At 48.6% G+C, this 18,571-nt stretch carries 13 protein-coding genes and 2 tRNA genes; 9 read left to right on the top strand and 6 right to left on the bottom strand.

Features of this window, described 5'->3' with window-relative positions:
- The first annotated feature begins 283 nt into the window (after positions 1–283).
- The gene (locus tag B7990_RS14825; protein ID WP_173353703.1) at positions 284–961 is read left to right on the top strand and encodes a hypothetical protein; all 678 of its coding nucleotides are present in this window, start codon (positions 284–286) and stop codon (positions 959–961) included.
- Here the strand turns inward: B7990_RS14825 and B7990_RS06325 are convergent.
- On the bottom strand, positions 881–1,867 hold the full coding sequence (locus tag B7990_RS06325) for a hypothetical protein (protein WP_141099229.1): 987 nt from the start codon (positions 1,865–1,867) through the stop codon (positions 881–883). The two genes, B7990_RS14825 and B7990_RS06325, sit on opposite strands and share 81 nt — an antisense overlap.
- Before the next feature lie 80 nt (positions 1,868–1,947).
- On the opposite strand from B7990_RS06325, the gene B7990_RS06330 reads away from it, so the two are divergent.
- The 7 genes from B7990_RS06330 to tgt all read left to right on the top strand — a co-directional run bounded on the left by B7990_RS06330 (position 1,948) and on the right by tgt (position 7,384).
- Positions 1,948–2,391 (top strand): hypothetical protein, encoded by a 444-nt coding sequence (locus tag B7990_RS06330; RefSeq protein WP_088640165.1) that lies wholly within the window; start codon positions 1,948–1,950, stop codon positions 2,389–2,391.
- Between the two features lie 281 nt (positions 2,392–2,672).
- Complete coding sequence (tpiA, locus tag B7990_RS06335; RefSeq protein WP_088640166.1) at positions 2,673–3,434, top strand: triose-phosphate isomerase; 762 nt, start codon at positions 2,673–2,675, stop codon at positions 3,432–3,434.
- A 24-nt stretch (positions 3,435–3,458) separates the two neighbouring features.
- A complete protein-coding gene (secG, locus tag B7990_RS06340) occupies positions 3,459–3,962 on the top strand; it encodes a preprotein translocase subunit SecG (protein WP_088640167.1) in 504 nt (167 codons plus the stop codon).
- 263 nt (positions 3,963–4,225) lie between these two features.
- Complete coding sequence (gene murD / locus B7990_RS06345) at positions 4,226–5,587, top strand: UDP-N-acetylmuramoyl-L-alanine--D-glutamate ligase (protein WP_088640168.1); 1,362 nt, start codon at positions 4,226–4,228, stop codon at positions 5,585–5,587.
- A gap of 98 nt (positions 5,588–5,685) precedes the next feature.
- Positions 5,686–5,769, top strand: a tRNA-Leu gene (locus tag B7990_RS06350).
- A gap of 182 nt (positions 5,770–5,951) precedes the next feature.
- Positions 5,952–6,035: transfer RNA gene (locus B7990_RS06355), tRNA-Leu, on the top strand.
- A 209-nt stretch (positions 6,036–6,244) separates the two neighbouring features.
- Positions 6,245–7,384 carry a tRNA guanosine(34) transglycosylase Tgt gene (tgt, locus tag B7990_RS06360; RefSeq protein WP_088640169.1) on the top strand — a complete coding sequence of 380 codons (1,140 nt, stop codon included), beginning with the start codon at positions 6,245–6,247 and terminating at the stop codon, positions 7,382–7,384.
- A gap of 363 nt (positions 7,385–7,747) precedes the next feature.
- Here tgt and B7990_RS06365 read toward each other — a convergent pair whose 3' ends face one another.
- Together B7990_RS06365 and B7990_RS06370 are read right to left on the bottom strand one after the other, a co-directional pair.
- Positions 7,748–10,471: a cellulase family glycosylhydrolase gene (locus B7990_RS06365; protein ID WP_254917364.1), complete on the bottom strand. Its 2,724-nt coding sequence runs from the start codon at positions 10,469–10,471 to the stop codon at positions 7,748–7,750.
- A 258-nt stretch (positions 10,472–10,729) separates the two neighbouring features.
- Positions 10,730–12,832, bottom strand: a complete 2,103-nt coding sequence (locus B7990_RS06370; RefSeq protein WP_088640171.1) for a pectate lyase — start codon at positions 12,830–12,832, stop codon at positions 10,730–10,732.
- Between the two features lie 226 nt (positions 12,833–13,058).
- Between B7990_RS06370 and B7990_RS06375 the strand changes: the two genes are divergently transcribed.
- Positions 13,059–14,837, top strand: a complete 1,779-nt coding sequence (locus tag B7990_RS06375) for a glycoside hydrolase family 9 protein (RefSeq protein WP_176407222.1) — start codon at positions 13,059–13,061, stop codon at positions 14,835–14,837.
- A gap of 92 nt (positions 14,838–14,929) precedes the next feature.
- On the opposite strand, the gene B7990_RS06380 is transcribed toward B7990_RS06375, so the two are convergent.
- The 3 genes from B7990_RS06380 to B7990_RS06390 form a co-directional block, all read right to left on the bottom strand.
- Complete coding sequence (locus B7990_RS06380) at positions 14,930–16,318, bottom strand: pyridoxal phosphate-dependent aminotransferase (protein WP_088640173.1); 1,389 nt, start codon at positions 16,316–16,318, stop codon at positions 14,930–14,932.
- A 64-nt stretch (positions 16,319–16,382) separates the two neighbouring features.
- Complete coding sequence (locus tag B7990_RS06385; RefSeq protein ID WP_088640174.1) at positions 16,383–18,071, bottom strand: fibrobacter succinogenes major paralogous domain-containing protein; 1,689 nt, start codon at positions 18,069–18,071, stop codon at positions 16,383–16,385.
- A 114-nt stretch (positions 18,072–18,185) separates the two neighbouring features.
- Positions 18,186–18,548 carry a hypothetical protein gene (locus tag B7990_RS06390; protein WP_088640175.1) on the bottom strand — a complete coding sequence of 121 codons (363 nt, stop codon included), beginning with the start codon at positions 18,546–18,548 and terminating at the stop codon, positions 18,186–18,188.
- Between the last annotated feature and the right edge of the window lie 23 nt (positions 18,549–18,571).

An 18,571-nucleotide genomic window follows, 5' to 3' on the forward strand; every position in this document is an offset into this window, starting at 1 on the left:
CCTACCGCCTACTTTCTACAGCCTACTACTTAAATTTCTTCCTGAAAAAACATAAACCTCGGCCTTTCCTTTAGCCATTGGGATGGGCTGGGGTTTTCTTTTTTATACAAGTTTACACAACTTTAACTTTATGTATTAACTAAACGCCCCTAAAATTATCTATTTTAATTTTATGTTTCTAATCACAAAAAAAACAGTTATCGCCATCAGTTTTTTAACGTCTGCACTGATGGCCAATACCAGTACGCAAAAAATTTGCCCTCGCCTTTTAACGAACTCATCCATGATCGTGAACATCGAGGGAAAATTCATCAACGAAGAGCGTAACAAAACGAGAGCGTCCATCGAATGGAGACACCATAGCGATGCTCTTGACACCTTTTTTGTGAACTTGAACGACAGCCCGTCGTTCACTTACATTACCGCAGGCAAATACCGTTATATGGAATTCAAGGAGGGGAAGGTCAAAAGGCAGCTTGGACTACACCACCTTAGAGACAATATCGGAAAAACGCCTTTAAAACTAGACGACCTGGAGCTTTTAGCAAACGGTTATTTCAAATGCCCGGACACTACAAAGCAAGAACCTAATGTAAACGTGCTTTCAACGGCAGCATCCAATACCTGGTGGAGCATTGTCGTCGATTCACTTCCCAATCCAGAAAAAATGGTCATGCGGGGAGCAACAAAAAAGCCCCGCTACTTCTCCTTAGCCAACTGGAAATCCTACGCTGGAGAACTCTTCCCTACACTCGCAAGCGTTTCAAGCGAAGACTACAGCGGAAGCCTTTGGATTCGTTCCGCATATCCGTCGCAGGCACTTGAAACGGACCCGCTACAGAAGCCCGTCAAGCCAAAAATTCTTTTACCGGTGCCAAAATTATTTGGGAAAATTGCCATGGAAGGGGAAAGAAAAATACCCCTTATACTCAAGCTGAACAAGCAGCTTCTGAGCGAATGATCCGTTATAGAAACGCGTTTTGTCGCGACTCCACAAGCCAGCCTTAACAATAAAGCTGCGAAGGCCTTCCTTCCATGAAATATGGGTTCCAAGAAGGCACATTCTATAACTTAAAGATTCCTTCTTGACGCTCCCACCACTACGCAATATTCCTGTTTTCAAATACGATCCGTCATATACAACTGCAATATTGTTATTGATCGGAAAGCGTCCAAAGCTTTCTAATTCAACAATATAATCGCGGCTAAACACGGGAATATTGCGCTTGTAGTCGTAACTCTTGCCATCAAAGTCCGTGCTGATATCAGAAAGGACGTAATGAGCAACAACACCTATGATGCTGCCTCGCGAAAAGGTGTAGCTCAGATTGATGCTCATATCGAACAACTGCGCGTAATCAAATTCCGCAGTATCCGACTTTCCGACATTGTCGAAGATATAATCGGAATTCCAGGTTTCCGCAATGCGGCCATTCCCCTTCACATCAGCATTCACCATTTCCAAGTTGGATTTGAAATAAAAGTAGCTTTCATAAATAAAATTGAATTCGACTTGCGGATTCACCTTAAACGGTCGAAGTCCAAGCCCGGCGCGGTAGCCACCATAAAATGGAGAAACCTCAACAGAAGCATCCATCTTGAGGTACGCCGAAGCTAAACCAAGCGGGGTCCCGTAATTCATTTCCCCAAGAGGTTCCAGCCAAGTGTAACGAACGCCCAAATTCATCTGAGGCACCCATTGCCCCCAAACCAGCGGAGTATTCACCATGCCGCCCCATGACAGGTTCGGACCATAACGAAGACCAACCAAATTAGATTGGTCAACCCCCATCGCGGCGATGCTCAAGGACGCGCAAACGGCAATATTAAGTAAAATAATTTTAAACAAGGCTTTAATCTTATTCATTTCAGTGTAAAATCTAAAAATTATTTAGCTACTCGCGCAATAAATTCTTATTTTGTGGTCATTGAATACAAGGAGATCCAATGAAATTTTCCCATCTGTGCATACTATCCCTTGGTGCACTCATGCTCTTTGGATGTACAAACAACAAGTATTCCTCTCCCGTGCTGATTGAACGCGGCGTTGGCCAGAACGAATACGAACGTGAGTACTTCATTTCCAAGGAAAGCATGGGCATCGACAAGCACTTGCAGAACACCTTCAAGCAAGGCTATATCGAAGAGGGCATGACGACCGATATGGTCAACCTCCTGTGGGGACCACCCGACCACGAAACTGCCGACGGCAAGGTTTGGGAATACTTCACTCGTGAAGGCAAGCTCATCACCCGCCTCTTCTGGAAGGCTCCGGAACAGGCCCGTCTGAAAGGCTACGAAGCAGAACTCGTCCTCGACAAGATCGAAGGCGACCGCTATGGTGGATCTCCTCCGCCGTCTTCTAGCCGTTCGAGCAACTACGAACACTAGTTTTGGTCATTGGTCTATAGTCAATAGTCTTTAGTTTGTATTGGCGGCAATGCCGCGGAGATTATTCTAATAACCAATAACTATTGACCATGAACTAAATAAAACTGCTCCCCTTGGTTTAACCGCCAAGGGGCTTTTTTTATATGCCCGGTTTAAAATAGGCACTGTATCCGTCCCCCTTACGGGTTCAGGATGACAATTCATATTGCAGGGATGACGAATCCCCTAAAAATTTTCTACATTTACGCGCGTTAAATTTTAAACCTCTCAAGGAGTTAATTATGCGTCAGTATATCATTGCTGGTAACTGGAAGATGAACAAGACCGTTAGCGAATCCGTTCAGCTCGCTAAGGATATCGTTGAAGCCGTTAAGGATGTGAAGAAGACTGAAGTGGTCATCGCTCCGACTTACCTCGCTGCAGCTAAGGTTGCAGACGTTATTAAGGGCACGAACGTGAAGCTCGCCATCCAGGACATCCACTGGAAGGACCAGGGCGCATACACGGGTAAGGTTTCCATCGACATGGTCAAGGAAATCGGTGCTGAATACGTGATCATCGGTCACTCCGAACAGCGTCAGTACTTCCACGAAACGGAAGAAACCGTGAACCTCAAGGTCAAGAAGACTCTCGAAGCTGGCCTCAAGCCGATCATCTGCATCGGTGAAACTCTCGACCAGCGCAACGGCGGCATCCTCAAGGAAGTTCTCGGCCTCCAGGTCAAGGGCGCTTTCAAGGACGTTTCTGCTGAAGACGCTGCAAAGTGCGTTCTCGCATACGAACCGGTTTGGGCAATCGGTACTGGCGTTACCGCTACCGACGAACAGGCTGAAGAAACTCAGGCTTATGTCCGCTCCGTTGTTAAGGAAATCTACGGCGAAGCTGTTGCAGAAGGCATGCGCATCCAGTACGGTGGCTCCATGAAGGGTGCAAACGCTGCTGGCCTCCTCGCTCAGAAGGACATCGACGGTGGTCTCATCGGTGGTGCAGGTCTCAAGGCTGACACCTTCAAGGCAATCATCGACGCCGCTGAAGCCAAGTAACTTTTAACGAAAGGAACGTCACAAATGACAACTCTCTTTTGGGTATTGATCGTCCTCCACGTGTTTCTCTGCTTCTTCCTTGCTCTTCTTGTTCTCGTTCAGAATGACAAGATGGGCGGTCTGGCAGGTCTCGGTGGCATGACTTCGCAATCTGCATTTTCTACCGCCGGCGCAGCGACCTTCATCCAGAAGTTGACCCGTGTCGTTGCTGTGATTTTCTTCATCGTGGTTTTCGCTCTCGGCCTCATCACGGCTAAGCAGGATCAAGTTGTGGAAGAATCCACCATGCAGAAGGCTACTCGCGAAAACGCTTCCGAACAGGCTGTTCCGGAAATTCCGGCTCTCCCGGCAACTTTCAACGCTCCGGCTGAAGCAGCTCCTGCTGCACCGGCTGCCGCTGAAGTGAAGGCAGAAGCTGCTCCGGCAGCTGTTGCTCCCGCCGCTCCGGCACCTGCCACTGAAGCTGCACCGGCCGCTCCGGCTGAAGCTCCTAAGGCAAAGAAAGGCAAGAAGAAAGCCGCGAAGTAAAAGTTTCGATTGACTTGATTTCAAGTCGGTCAAACCGCATTCAGAAGTCCGCCCTTGTCGGGGCGGATTTCTTTTTTGCATTTTAAGTAATTCTATACAAATTAATCAAACAACTTTTAAACCATATCATGATAGGGATAGGCGCCCATTTGCGGTAAGGGTTGCTAAATTTTAGTCGTTAGTTATTAGTCGTTGGTCATTGGTCTCTGGTCATTAACTTATCAACTAAAGACTAAGGACTTGCGATCATTTTCAGAGGTTATATGCAAAACACACTCGTTTCTCCGGTTGGAATTTTGGGTTTTGGCGTTGAGGGCCAGAGCACGTTGCGTTACCTTTTCCGCGAAGGTGTCAAGGACATCGTCGTGATGGACAAAAATCCGGTGACACTCCCGGATGTGCCCGCAGGCGTGAACGTCAAGGTTTGCAGTGGCGAAAATTATTTGGACGGACTTAAGGACTGCGTGACGGTCGTACGTTCGGCAGGCGTTTATCCGATGAGCAAGGAGCTGTTCCAATTTCAGATGAACGGCGGACTCATGACAAGCCAGATTCAGCTGTTTTTAGAACAAACTCAATCTAAAGCAACTGTGGGTGTCACGGGGACTCTCGGCAAGGGTTCTACCGTGAGCATGATTTCGCATATTTTAGACAAGTGCGGCAAGGCAAACGCCATTGGAGGAAACTTCGGCGTACCGGCTCTGGACTTACTCGAAGACGAGACTCCGGACCGCATCAGCATCTTGGAACTTTCAAGCTTCCAGCTTATGACTTTATCTGTATCACCGGATGTAGGCGTCGTACTGCGAGTTTCGACGGAACATCTGGACTGGCACAAGAGCGTTGAAGAATACCGCGATGCAAAGGCAAATCTCGTGCGTTGGCAAAAGCGTGAAGGCACTTGCGTTTATCTGAAAGACGCAGAACCGACAGCAAAGATTGCATCGGAAAGCCCGGCCAAGACAAAGTACGCCGTAAGCCTCGCCGATGGTGCAAGCAATGGAGACGGAGACGCCGTAATTGACGGCGCTACACTTACGATTGACGGCGTGACGCTGTACCTCGCCGACTGCAAAGTGCGCGGCATCTACCAGCTCGAAAACATGGCTGCAGCAACGCTCGCCTGCAAAGCTTTGGGCGTTAAAGTCGCCGACGCGTTCGAAGCGCTCAAGAGCTACGAGACACTCCCCTTCCGCATGGAATTCAAGGGCGAAAAGCGCGGCATCGAATTCTACAACGACAGCTACGCCACACGTCCGGACGCAACGATTGCAGCGACCGGCAGCATGAAGCGCCCGTTTGCGTTGATTCTTGGCGGTTCGGAAAAGAACGCCGACTTCACGGAACTTTCGAACATCTTGGTGAAAGATCGCCCGAATCTGAAGCGCGTAGCGCTGATTGGCGCAACCGCAGAACGCATGCTCGCCGACTTGAAAAAGGCTGGCGTAGATGAAGCAGGAATCAAGACCGCCATCTTCCCCACGCTCGAAGATGCTTTTGCAGACAGTTTGAACATTGGCGAAGGCGGAACGGTCATCATGAGTCCTGCATGCGCAAGCTTTGGGCTGTTCAAGAACTACAAAGTTCGCGGACAAGTGTTTGACAAGCTCGTTGAAGGGGTTTAAGGTCAAGCCCTCGCGCAAAAAAATGATAAAAATGCGCGCACCCCCCTTTACAAGATCAAACATTTAAACTAAATTTGTGCCGTTCCGCTAAGGACCACGCGGTCGTGGTGGAATTGGTAGACACGCTAGCTTGAGGTGCTAGTGGGAGCAATCTCATGACAGTTCAAGTCTGTCCGACCGCAGAAAAAGACTCGATGAAAATCGAGTCTTTTTTATTTAGTTTAAAACGCAACTAAAAATGCGTACGCCAACCCCGGAATAAATCCGGGGTGACATCGTCAAAAAAAATTCAATTATTTTTGCAACAAGAGTTTCCAAAATCAAAAAATTATACTATCTTTGTGTTCGTTCCGCTAAGGACCACGCGGTCGTGGTGGAATTGGTAGACACGCTAGCTTGAGGTGCTAGTGGGAGCAATCTCATGACAGTTCAAGTCTGTCCGACCGCAGAAAAAGACTCGATGAAAATCGAGTCTTTTTTCATTTCTGCGAAAAGGGAGATTCCCGCTCAGGGGCGGGAATGACAAGCAAGGCGAGTGCAGTAAGAATGAGTATACTCATTCTTATTGCCGAGCCGCAGCAGTCAGGTCACGAAGTGAAATGACAGAGCATAAAAAATGTCTTCACATCCATTTCATAAAATTCTACATTTGCGACCATGAACCGTTTTGAACTGAAAAAGACGTCGAAGAAATCCAAGGCCCGTCTGGGTGTTTTGCATACCGACCACGGCGACATCCAAACGCCGATTTTTATGCCGGTGGGCACCGAAGCGACTGTAAAGGCTGTAACGCCCGCACAACTCAAGGAAGACATCAAGGCCCAGATTATCCTCGCAAACACGTACCACTTGTACTTGCGCCCCACAACGCCAAAGATTGCTGCCGCAGGTGGCATCCACAAGTTCATGAGCTGGGACGGCCCTGTGCTTACGGACAGCGGTGGATTCCAGGTGTGGAGCTTGAAGGAACTTCGCAAGATCAAGCCCGAAGGCGTGGAATTCCGAAGCATTTTGGACGGTTCTAAGCACTTTTTTAGCCCGGCAAGCGTGATGAACGCCCAGCGCGAAATCGGCGCGGACATCATCATGGCGCTCGATGAATGTACACCGTACCCGAGCACGGTCAAGGAAGCGGAACACAGCTTAAACTACACGCTCCGCTGGACCGCCGAAGCAATGGAATGGCTCAAGGAACACCCGCCAATCCACGGTTACGACCAGCAGTTTTTCGGCATTATCCAGGGCGGCATGCACACGCATTTGCGCAAACAGGCTATCGAACGCATCGCAGAACTCGGCCCCGATGGCTATGCCATGGGCGGGCTTTCGGTCGGCGAACCGACCGAAACAATGTACGAAATTGCCGACTTCTGCACCGACTACTTGCCTACAGACCACCCGCGCTATGTGATGGGCGTCGGAACGCCGTGGAACTTGCTGGAATTGATCGGACGCGGTGTCGACATGTTCGACTGCGTGATGCCGACGCGTAACGCCCGTAACGGCATGCTCTTCACAAGCGAAGGCGTACTCCGCTACAAGGCTGCCCGCCACGCCGAAGAATATGACAAGCCGGTAGACCCGAATTGCGACTGCTACTGCTGCCGCAACTTCAGCCGTGCTTACTTGCGCCACCTGCACCACGCCGGCGAATCGCTCGGCTACACGCTCGCGAGCATCCACAATTTGCACTTCTACTTGCACTTGATGCAAGAAGCGAAGGACCACCTCGCCGATGATACTTTTGAAGAGTGGGCGAAGGCTAAGTGCGAAGTATTGCAGAGAAACCTTGAATAAATGCCGTTGTGCTTTGGGAAAAGGTAGGTCTTAGGGAGGGCGTGAGCCCTCCCTTGTCATAGATGCCTTGCGATAAGCAAGGCATCGAACCCAATGGGCAAAAGCGAAGTGCGAAGTATTGCAACGCGATTTGCAATAAGGAGTGTTTAGGGAGATGCCCTCCCCATACGCGGATCATGCTCACATAAGTGCTGAAGCACTAAGTGATCAAAGAGCTCGGTGGCGGGCATGACACAATCGCTAAACTTTACTAGATCCTTCCGCCTTCGGCGTCAGGATGACGAGACTGAAAAAACGCCCCGGACTATTGTCCGGGGCATTTTGATGGTTACTTAAGCGCTCCGCAAAGGAGCGCATCAGTCTTTACTTGATGGAGATACGGGCTGTTTTTGCAGCGCCGTTCATCATCACGCGAACAACGTAGTTGCCATTGCTCAAGTTCTTGAGGGAGAACTGGCTTGCACCGGCATTCACATTTTCGCTGAAGCTTTCAACGACATGGCCCATAAGGTCGAAGACCTGGACACGAGCCTTGCCAGCCTTGTTGAAGTTCACATTCAAAACGTTGCCGTTCATACCGAACTTGATACCGCTAGCAGCGCGAGCAACTGTCTTGATGCCAACCTTCGCTTCGACACACTTGAGGTCGTCCACATAGAGATAGTTGATCTTCGGCTGATAAACAACGCCCTTGTAGCCAACAACTTCCCAAGCCATCTTCTTGATAGCACCCCAGTTGAGGTCCTTCGGGTCATTAGTCCAGTTCGGCTGAACAATGTCTTCGACATTGATAACCAAGGTCTTCCAAACCTGGGAATCATCAAGCTGATATTCGTGGTAAGCATAGTCCGTCACAGAACCGTCCTGAACCTTGAAGGTATGAGCGGAGCCCTTGTAACGATAGCTGATAGCACCGCACTTGCTCAAGTCAATACCCTTGGAGGTATCGGCATTCGTATTGAGGCCAAGAGCCACAAACGGAGCTTCGGTATAGGTTCCCTGATCCCAATTGATGTCCTTCAAACCAACAAAGCCCTTAGTGCCATTCGTCTGATCTTCCGTACCCGGGAAAACAACCACATAGCCACCAAGCTGTTGGTCATAGACGTTAGAAATAGAGGACTTTCCACCCGGTTCCTTATCCGTGTAAGCATACCAGGTACCAGTCGTCTTGAGAACTTCGTCAAGATCTTCGACATCGTCGATATCCACAACAGTCTTTGCAACAACCGTAGAAGAAGAACCCGGAACAATTGCGCTAGAAGAAGTCGGAGCAATGACGCTGCTAGAAGAACCAGCAACAACAGAAGAAGAACTCTGGCCAACAGCAGCACTAGAAGAAGACTTCGGCGTATCGCTAGCGCCACCGCTAACAGCAGTGAAGGAAAGACCATCGCACTTCACGTCATCGATGTAGAGGTACGGATACTTGGGCTGGTTCAATTCGTCCGGATACTTTTCGAGGCCCTTGATTTCCCAAGAAAGGCGTGTTGCATTTTCCATCTTGATCGGCTTAGAGCGAGAATCGTCACCCCATGTTTCCTGCTTCAACATGTCCGTCGTAATTTCGACTTCCTTCCAACCTTCAGATGCATCCTTGTTCACGCGGTGATAGTTGTAGTCAGTAACGTCGGTCGTTTCGATAGCGAAGTTGTGGCTTGCACCCTTGTACTTGTACTTGATAGTCTTGCACTTTGCAAAGTCTGCATAAGCCTTCGGAGAATCCTTAGCCGGTTCCTTCAAGAGCGTGAGGAACATCTTGATGTACGGACCGTAAGAGAGAGAACCCTTACCAATCTTGACATCCTTAAGAGCGGCAACATACTTGGACGTATTCTTGTTATCGCCGCTGACCGGATAGACAACCTTGTAAGTCGTGTTGCCGAAATCGTCTTTGATCTTTTCGTTAGAAATGGAGCTTGCGCCACCGTTTTCCTGATCTTCGACAGCAGCCCATGCACCACCGAGGTAACCATAACGGTCGCCATCTTCCATGTCATCGAGGATAGAAGTCGTAGCACCGTTTGCGACACCCGTAGAGAAGCCGGATTCTTCTTCGGCATCACCATTCTGGAGGCCGCAATCCTTATAAGAAGCGCCACCGAGCTTGCCCTTCACATACTTACCAGAATTGGTGTAAGTGAAACCATTTTCGAACATGGCGTTAGCAAATGCAGCAGAAGTTTCGTTCATAGCAGAAGCGTTCCAGTTCGTCCAGGACACGCCCTTCTGAGCCATCCATTCTACCCACTGGTTACTGGAGCCTTCATCCGGCTGGCCATCACCGTTGGCATTGACTGTCCCCCATTCGGTAGCGAACACGGGAACGCCCTTGCCCATTGCAGATTCGGCAGCCTTGTTATAGCCGCCATCGCCCATTCTGTGCGTTGCTGCGTAGAAGTGGAGCGTGCAACCATAGTTCTTGTCGTTGATACCTGCGTTAGCGCAAGCGTCCGGCTGGCTCGACCATCCCGGGCTGCCCACGAGGATGAGGTTATCAGAATACTTACGGATAACCGGAATCACCTGGTCGGCATGCTGCTTCACGGCATCCATGCTACCGGTCGGTTCGTTCCAGATTTCGAAAATCACGTTATTGTACTTACCGTATTCCTTAGCAGCATATTCGAAGAATTTGACAGCATCGTTAGTAAAGCCTTCGGAAGATTCGATGTGCCAGTCAATGATGACGTAAATGTCCTTATCGACAGCAGCATTCACTACGGACTTGAGCAAAGCCTTCTGGAAGCCTTCTCCACCCGTCGTGTAAGAACGGCCTGAGCTATTGAACTTTTCGTCTGCTGCACCGAGAGCAAAGCGCACAACTTCGATACCCATGTCGTCAACCAGGCGGTTGATACCCTTTTCGGAGTAGAAGTCGGTAGAATAGGTGTTGCCCGAGCTCCAGAAGAGGCTCATACCCTTGACCTGAACAGCCTTTTGAGAGTATTCCGGGCAAGAACCAGAAAGCTTGCCACCATTTGCGACGAGTTCACCGTATGTGCTCACAGGGCCAACACGGCTTGCAGTGACTGCCATAGCAGAAGTTACGGCAGCACAAGTCAAAAGTGCGAAGACTTTTTTCATAAACATCCTTTTGGGTTCACCCAATCTCCGCAACCATATAATCCCAAGCGAAAGATAAATATTATGGGGGAAAATAGATGTAATTTATTTAGAAACATTGATTTTCATTCAAAAAAGGCTATTTGGGATAGAAAATTTTACAGAAAAAAAACTATTGGTCATTAGTCAATGGTCAGTAGTTATTGGTCAATATTTTTTATTGTCACCAAAAGAGCTATTTCAACCAAAGACTAACGGCCAGCAACCAGAAACCAACAACTAGTTCTTTGCAAACTTCATGGTCCGCAAGCCAAGAGTGGTCTTGAAGCGTACGATATAGACGCCTGCACGAAGCGCACTCAAGTCCACAACTCGGGCGTCACCTACGTTCTTAAGGCCAGCAATATTGACACGGCGGCCGTCGATACCGACAATATCCAAACGGGAGACGTCGGAAGTTCCGATGACAAGGTGTGCAGAACGGGAATCGTAGAAAATCTCGCGAGACACCGCCGGCATGACATTTGCAATCCCAGTCGTTTGAGAAGAACTCGAGCTTTCGACCTTTTCGCTGCTGGAACTAGACTTCGGCGATTCCGAAGAGCTTGAGGATTCCGGATCGGGGTCCGGAATGACGCTAGAGGAACTTTCACTGGATCCTTCGCTCGATGAACTCAGGCTGACGGAAGAAGATGAAGAACTCTGGGTGACGGAAGAGGAAGAATACTCCATCACTTCGCCGTTACTTCCCTTGTAAGCCATGAGTGCGTCCTTGAGTTTCTGGTTCACGTCTGAGGAGGCGTCATCAACAGAATTGTCAAACGTCCACTTGAAATCGCCCCCCTGCAAGCGGCCAGCATAGGCACGAACGTTCGCTACAGCCTGTTCCGGAGAATCCGCCGTGTAGCTGTACATGATGGACTTGTCCGTATCGAAGTTGTTGTAGGTATTTGCGCCCGAATAGGACTTTACGCTAGACGGCACCTGATCATTGCGATTACTTACAACGTAAGCGTCAAAGTCAGCTTTGGAATCAATATCGCCAATTGCAGTTTCTTTGCCTTTAAGAAAATACTTGCTTGCACCATACGGAATGAACGTGTAAGAGCCTTCCATATAATTGTTGTAAGCCTTGATTGTACCGCCAGCTTCCTTGCTGAACGTACCGTTGTTTGTCGGATCACGCTTGGTTCCGCTTGCATAGACGTCGGTCCCTTGCAACGAGGTCATCATCGGATACTTGCAATTGCGGAAGTAGTTTGCTTCCATGAACACGGACGAACCGAGCGTAGAACCTGCGCCGTACTTGGCATTGCCATCGTAATAGTTGTTGTAGACATGGGCGCTGTAGTAACGCACACGCGGATGACGGCTATCGGAATGGTCGTACCAGTTGTGGTGATACGTGATATAGTAACCTTCGCTCGTCCCTTCCTTGAGGCCAAGCAAGTTCGACTTGCCGTTATCCCAGAAGTGGTTGTAGCTGAATGTGATGAAAGAAGACATCTTGCAGTCCAAGGCGCCATCGCCCTTGACCTGGTCCTTGTCGCTACCAGCATGGCCGTAGAAAAAATCATTGTTGTGTACCCACACGTACTGGTTGTTCTGCTGCAAGCCGATGTTGTCGCCTTCGTCAGAATCGACATTCATGAGGCCCAGGTTGCGGATTTCCACATTCTGAGCATTCTTGATGCGAATGCCCCAGCCGTTTACGGTTGCATCGTTACCGATACCTTCCACCGTCACGTAGGACGTTTCGGACTTGCCGAGATCAATCATCATGTCGCCCTGCACAAGCGAATCAGAATCCGTCACATTGCCAATGAAGCGCAAGTCGAGCGGAGTCGTCTCGTAGCCCTTCTTGTAGCAATTCAAGATGCCCTGAAAGCTCTTGCAAGTATTCTTTGTGCCCTTGGCATTCATGGTCACATCCATCGTCACCGAATTCTTGGTACTCTCGGTTACATAAATCACGGCGGCACCATCCTTGAGCGTACCGTCAGCCTTGTAGGCACCCGGAACACGGCCATTGCTGAACGCAAAACCAGCTCGGTCATGAGCTTTGACCGTCAAAGATTTCGAGGTTGTCGAAGCGGTTTCCTTGCCGCCTTTTACAGACGCGACCTTGAGCGTGTAGCTACCGGCCTTGAGGCCGACCACGTCCACACGGTACTTGGAACCGTATTTACGGATGAGCTGGGCATCCACTTTAACATCGTTTGCACCAGCGCCCGAATAATAGACGTTGTAGCTATCGGAACCATCAGATGCCCATTCGGCATAGGCCGATTCTAAAGCACCAGAGGCTGTCTGAAGAGAAACTTGTGCGTTGGCCACAACAAAAAGGCCTGCACACGCAAAAACTGAAACTACGTGTTTCATAAAACATCCCACCACAAAAACGGGCTAACAAATAGCCCCACACCAAGTATTAATATACAGCAATTGTCAATTTTTCGCAACATATTTTTTCGTTGCATTGAAAAATCTGATAAAAGACGCATTTTGTCGCTTTCACGAAAGGTGAATTTTATTTTGCGTGAAATTTTCCAATAAAATTTTATATTGTGGACGCTAGAGTGTGGATGGGAAACCTTAGAGGATGACAATGTTAAAAAAGACTTTTTTAGCAGGCCTTGCTGTATTTGGCCTCGCATTCACGGATAGCTATGCCGGTTTGAGCGATGACGATTACATCGAAGCCGCATGGATGACGACCCGTTTCTATGGAGCCCAGCGTTCTGGTCAGGGTCCGAACTGGATCCTCGACGGAACAAATAATCCCACCAGCTTTACAAACGAAAAATATAACGGTAAAGACGTAAGCGGCGGTTGGTTCGACTGTGGTGACCACGTGATGTATGGCCAGTCCCAGGGTTACTCCTCCTACGTTTTGGCACTCGCATTTGCAGAATTTACTACAGGTTTTTACGACCTCTACACCGGTGATTACACCGACTACAAGGCAAGCAAGGATTATACCCGCAAGGGTGGCAAGCCAAACGACGTGCGCGATCTTCTCGAAGAACTCCGCTACGAAGCCGATTTCTGGGTCAAGGCTGCCATTGACGAAAACAACTTTGTGACCGTGAAGGGCAACGGCAACCAAGACCACAACAAGTGGGTGACCGCCGGTGCCATGACTAAGCTCGGAACTGGCGACGGTGGCGAACCGCGCGAAATTACAGGTAACGCAAACGATGCTTATACACCGGGTATGGCCGCAGCAATGCTCGCCGTGATGGCCCGAATCGATCCCGATGAATCAGCCCGCGAAAAATACCTGAAGGCAGCAAAGACTGCATTTGCCTACGCCAAAAAGCACAAGGGCGTCACAAATTCCCAGGGATTCTATGAAAGCAGCTGGTGGAACGGCATCTGGGAAGACGGTCCGTTCCTTGCGGCAACAGAACTCTACCGTACCACCAAGGATGAATCTTACAAGACCGAAGCCAAGAATTTCTACGACAAGATCGACTTCGACAAGAATAGCTACTCCCGCTTTAGCTATTCTGATGCAAGTCCGCTCTCTAACATTATGGGCGAATACACTTTCAATTTCCATCCGCCTGCAGACTTTTCTGGAGCGGTAGGCTACCTCGACAGAATGTACCTGGAACAGACAGACAGCAAGGGTATTTACAATAAAGAAACGGGTGGTCCAGGCAAGTTCTCTACACGCACACCATCTGGCGGCGCATTCCTTTATGCCCTTTATTCCAAGTTTGCAAAAGACGATTCTTACGACGAAGCCATCGAAAAGAATATCGCATACCTCCTCGGCGACAACAGCAACAAGAAATCTTACGTTGTCGGTTTCGATCGCAACGGAGCCAAGGCGCCGAGCAGGCCGCACCATCGCGGTTACTATGGCAACGAAGATCCAGGTCGCGACGTCAATGGTGCAGGCAATCCTCCTGAAAAGAACAAACTTTTGGGCGGCATGATTGCAGGCGACTTCACGAGTGGCAGCCACAACGGTTCTACCGCAAACTGGCAGGTGAACGAAGTTTGCGTAGACTTGAACGCACCGCTCGTTGGCGCTCTCGGCTACATCTTGAGCAAGCGCGCCCCGGTCAAAAAAGTCGGAAGCGATATTGAAGTTCCAGAAGAAAAACCTGATTCTTCAGGAAAAGAAAGCATCATTGGCGGACGCATGCTGAACACAATGGCTTTCAACGTCATCCGCAATTCGTCATCGCTCGAAATCAGCAGTGCAAACAACACCCCGTTCAAAGTTCAAATTTTCAGCTTGAGCGGCAAGCTTGAACAGGAGTTCACAAGCAAAGGAACAAGCCTGAATGTGAGCCTCAGAAATAAAGGCATGCAGATTATCAAGGTTATGTCCAAGAATGCAACAAAGACATTCAAGGTGAATAATTACTAAAGCGGCTTCGCCGCACATAGCAAGAGTGCGCGGCACTCGAAGCAATTTGATCGAACTTAGAAGCCCGTGCAAGATGCGCGGGCTTTTTTGCATTATTGTTTAATACGTTCAATCGCTTCTTTGAAAATCGCAGGGTCTTGCAACAAGCTCATCACAACCCAGCCATCTTCGTCAAAGTCAAAGAAGAAGCCTGGCTGCACAAGCACATGCTTTTCACGAAGCACGCGGAGCGTGAGTTCTTCGTCGTCATCGCCGAGACGCACAACGGCGTACCAGCCGCCGAGAACTTCGGGGCAATACTTGGACGGAAACGCTTCGCGGAGCGTCTGCCAATTCTGTTGCAAGCGGTTAAGAACTTTAGATTCGTAAGCTTCGGAAAGTTTAAGCAGAGATGCGCCAAGAGCCTGCGCTGGCGCAGAAACGCTCAAGTATGCGTCTTCGACGAATTCAAGAGCCGCGCGAATTTCTTCGAAATTTTCGCGAGGGGCGTAGAACGCCATCCAGCCGAGCTTTAGCTGCGGCGAGCCCACGGCCTTGCTGAGACCGTTCAGCCAGAAAATCGGGCACTTCGGTCCATCTTTTGGAAGGTTGATAAAGTCACCTCCGCCCGCATCCCAGAGATCCTGCTCCTTCGAACCTAACTCAACTAAGTCAACAAGTTGACTAGTTTCGTATATCGACTCCACTTCGTTTCGCTCAGGATGACAAGGCGCGAAAACATATTGCCAAGTGCGCGAGACTTTATCCGAGAACGCATAATCACCAAAGACTTCATCGACGACGAGAATCATGTTGTTCTCTTCGCAGAATCGCACCGCCTCGTTCCATTCTTCACGCGAGATGCAATGACCTGTAGGGTTATGCGGCGAAACAAGCAACAAGATTTTCGCGCGTTCCGGCGCCGCCAAGAGGCTATCGGAATCCAAAACAAAGCGGAAACCAGATTTTACTGGATTCTTCGCTCCGCTCAGAATGACGTTGTTTTTTGCAGCAATTTTGTCATTATGGGAACGTGCGCCCTCTCGTCTAATCTTCAAGAAGTACGGAGCACATTCCAGATGTTCGAGCTGCACAAGCGTATCCAAAAGCGGATAGCCGGGCATCGGCGTTAAAATCACATCGCCCGGATCGCAGAAGGTCTTGAATAGCACGGAATAAGCTTCACTCGTGCTTGCGGTAAGGATTATCTGTCCTGCCGTAAAATTACCACCGCGTTCACGGTAATACTCCACCACCGCCTCGCGAGCTGATTTCCAACCCGCAGCATCGGGATTCCAATTGCCAAAAGCTTTACGGCCTTCATCGACCGCATCATCCAAATCCACCGGCAAGCCAGCCTTCACAGGCGAGCTCACAGTCATGTCGATAAACGGAAGCGCATCCGAATTTGCGCACTCTGCAAGAACATCGGCTTTTGCGCGTTCCAGTTCAGCAAAGAACGGCGACGGAGAAAGATCTTTAGGAAGTCGAGAAGAAAGCATGGTAGCTCAAATCTAGCAAATGCAAATGGCTCTCTAAAATCCGACTCCCTAATTCACAATTCCATCAGTCCCTGACGCAACGGACGTAATGTCCGTATTTTTTCTTTATAGAGCGTATATTCGTAGTATTGGATGAATAAGGAATATTCATACGATATGCATAATCATCATTCTCTGGGGTTGAGCTCCAAAAGAAGGCGTTATCTCCCAAATAAAGATAATTGACTTTATCATGTTCGCTGTCATCAATAAATCTTCCACCTGCAGGCAAAGCCGAAAAACCAAATTCATCGTCGCCATTATTAGAAAGGCTCCCCGCTTGAGCCTTAAGGTACTGCCCCGCCATAATTTGTCCACCATATTTAGATTCCAACACCTTCCATTCATCATAACTCGGCAGATGCCAACCATCCGGGCAGACATCCTTTGCGGCTGTCCAATTATAAAGGCGCCCTAGCAACTTGCAGTATTCAGGTTCATCATTATAGCACCAGCTTCCATTCGCAAGGCTTGGAGTTTTTGTGCTATCCGCATAATTCAAATTCTGAGCCATCCATACCTGTTTGCCAATTTTCTTTGTCTTGTAAACCTGTCCATCTCGAGGATCCACAAGAGAATCGTAGATAACATTAGGGTTAAGATATTCCTCTCGAGAAACCACACCTAACCATTCGTCAACATGTTCTAAATACAGCGCAGGAGCTTGGATTTTAGGCAAAGAATCTTTATCCATAACGCAACGAACAGGGAGAGGATACCCCTTGCTATCGTCAATCAAGGATACATATAGACGATCTTCATAAATTCTGAATTGATACGCACCTATGGAGTTTACCTCTGTAGAAGTCCATGCATGCGTTGTCTTTCCGACATCAGCAAAATCACCTGCTGAACCGAGCTTATAGCCCGTAGGCAACGCAGAAAAACCATAATCATCAGCATTGTCTTCAACCGACCATCCTCGCTGGGCACGGAGTTCTGCTGCGACGAATTCATTATTGGTACCGCCGTACTTGCCAACGTTGTCGAACAATCTCAGATACTCGTCTTTCGAGGGCAAATGCCAGCCCGCAGGGCACACGCCTTGCACACTTGGTGGCAGCGAACAAAAATTACCATGTTCACAGCCCTTTCTATCTACCGCGGCAGACCACAAATAATAACGACCATACTTAGCACAATCATCATCGGTACAATAGCTATATGCCGTTTCGTAATTCAGGTTTTGAGCCATCCATACTTGATCGTCAATAATAACAGTCTTATAAACCTGATTGTCTCTTTCGTCGAGGATTTCACCATAATCCCCGGCGGCAAGCATTTTCTGATTCAGGTATTCCGTCGTAAAGCACTTGTATTTTTTGCAATCGTAAGTACCAGAGGGTTTTACCTTCGAGGCTGCATAGGTCTTGATTTCTGAAGAACTCGATGTGGCGTTCTTATCCGACGAGCTACTTGACGATTTTGCGGAGCTTGAAGAACTTTCAGTTCCAGATTTCGCATCACTTGATTTTTTCGTTTCACTGCTAGATGAATTAGATTCCTTTTTTTGAGAATCGCTAGACTTTATCGCCGCTTTTTCTGACGAACTTGATTTAACGGATTTTGAGTCACTGGATTTGTCGTCATCTTGAATTTCGGATGATGAAGATTCTACATCATTTGCAATGGGATTATTTGATTCATCATCTCCACAAGCGATGAAACTAGACAAAAAAATACAGACGAAAAAAAACGCAATGTGCTTATTCATAATAAGCTCCTTCCTTATTTTGTAAATATACAAAAATTTATTTGGACAAAAAAAATCCGCACAAAGGCGGACTTTATATGAGGAGCGCAATTGAAAAGTGCGCAGCCAACGTGTTTACTTCTTGCGCTTTTTCAAGAAGCTTGCAAGGGCAAGCGCAAGGACAATTCCCGCCGGGAGAACAACGGCAATCGTAAGGAGAATAAGCTTTTGAACATCGCTTAAGCCCTTGAGAGATTGCTTGAAGTTCTTGAGTTTAGTACGCAGGCCCGGCTTTGCAACCTTGCCGTTTTCACCATCTACGGCGCCGTCAGCATCGTTAGCATTAGCCAAGTCTTCGGAACCGGCGAAAGCCTTGAATCCGGGAATCAGAGCAAACAACTTAGACGCCGAATCCTTGACGGGTCCGACAAAACGGCTGACATAAAAGCGCACCTTGCCATAGACTTTTTTGAAAGGGCGTTTCAGTTGTTCTAACATAATTTTCTCCCGTTTTTTTAAGA

This window comes from Fibrobacter sp. UWB4, from assembly GCF_002210345.1.
GTDB lineage: Bacteria > Fibrobacterota > Fibrobacteria > Fibrobacterales > Fibrobacteraceae > Fibrobacter.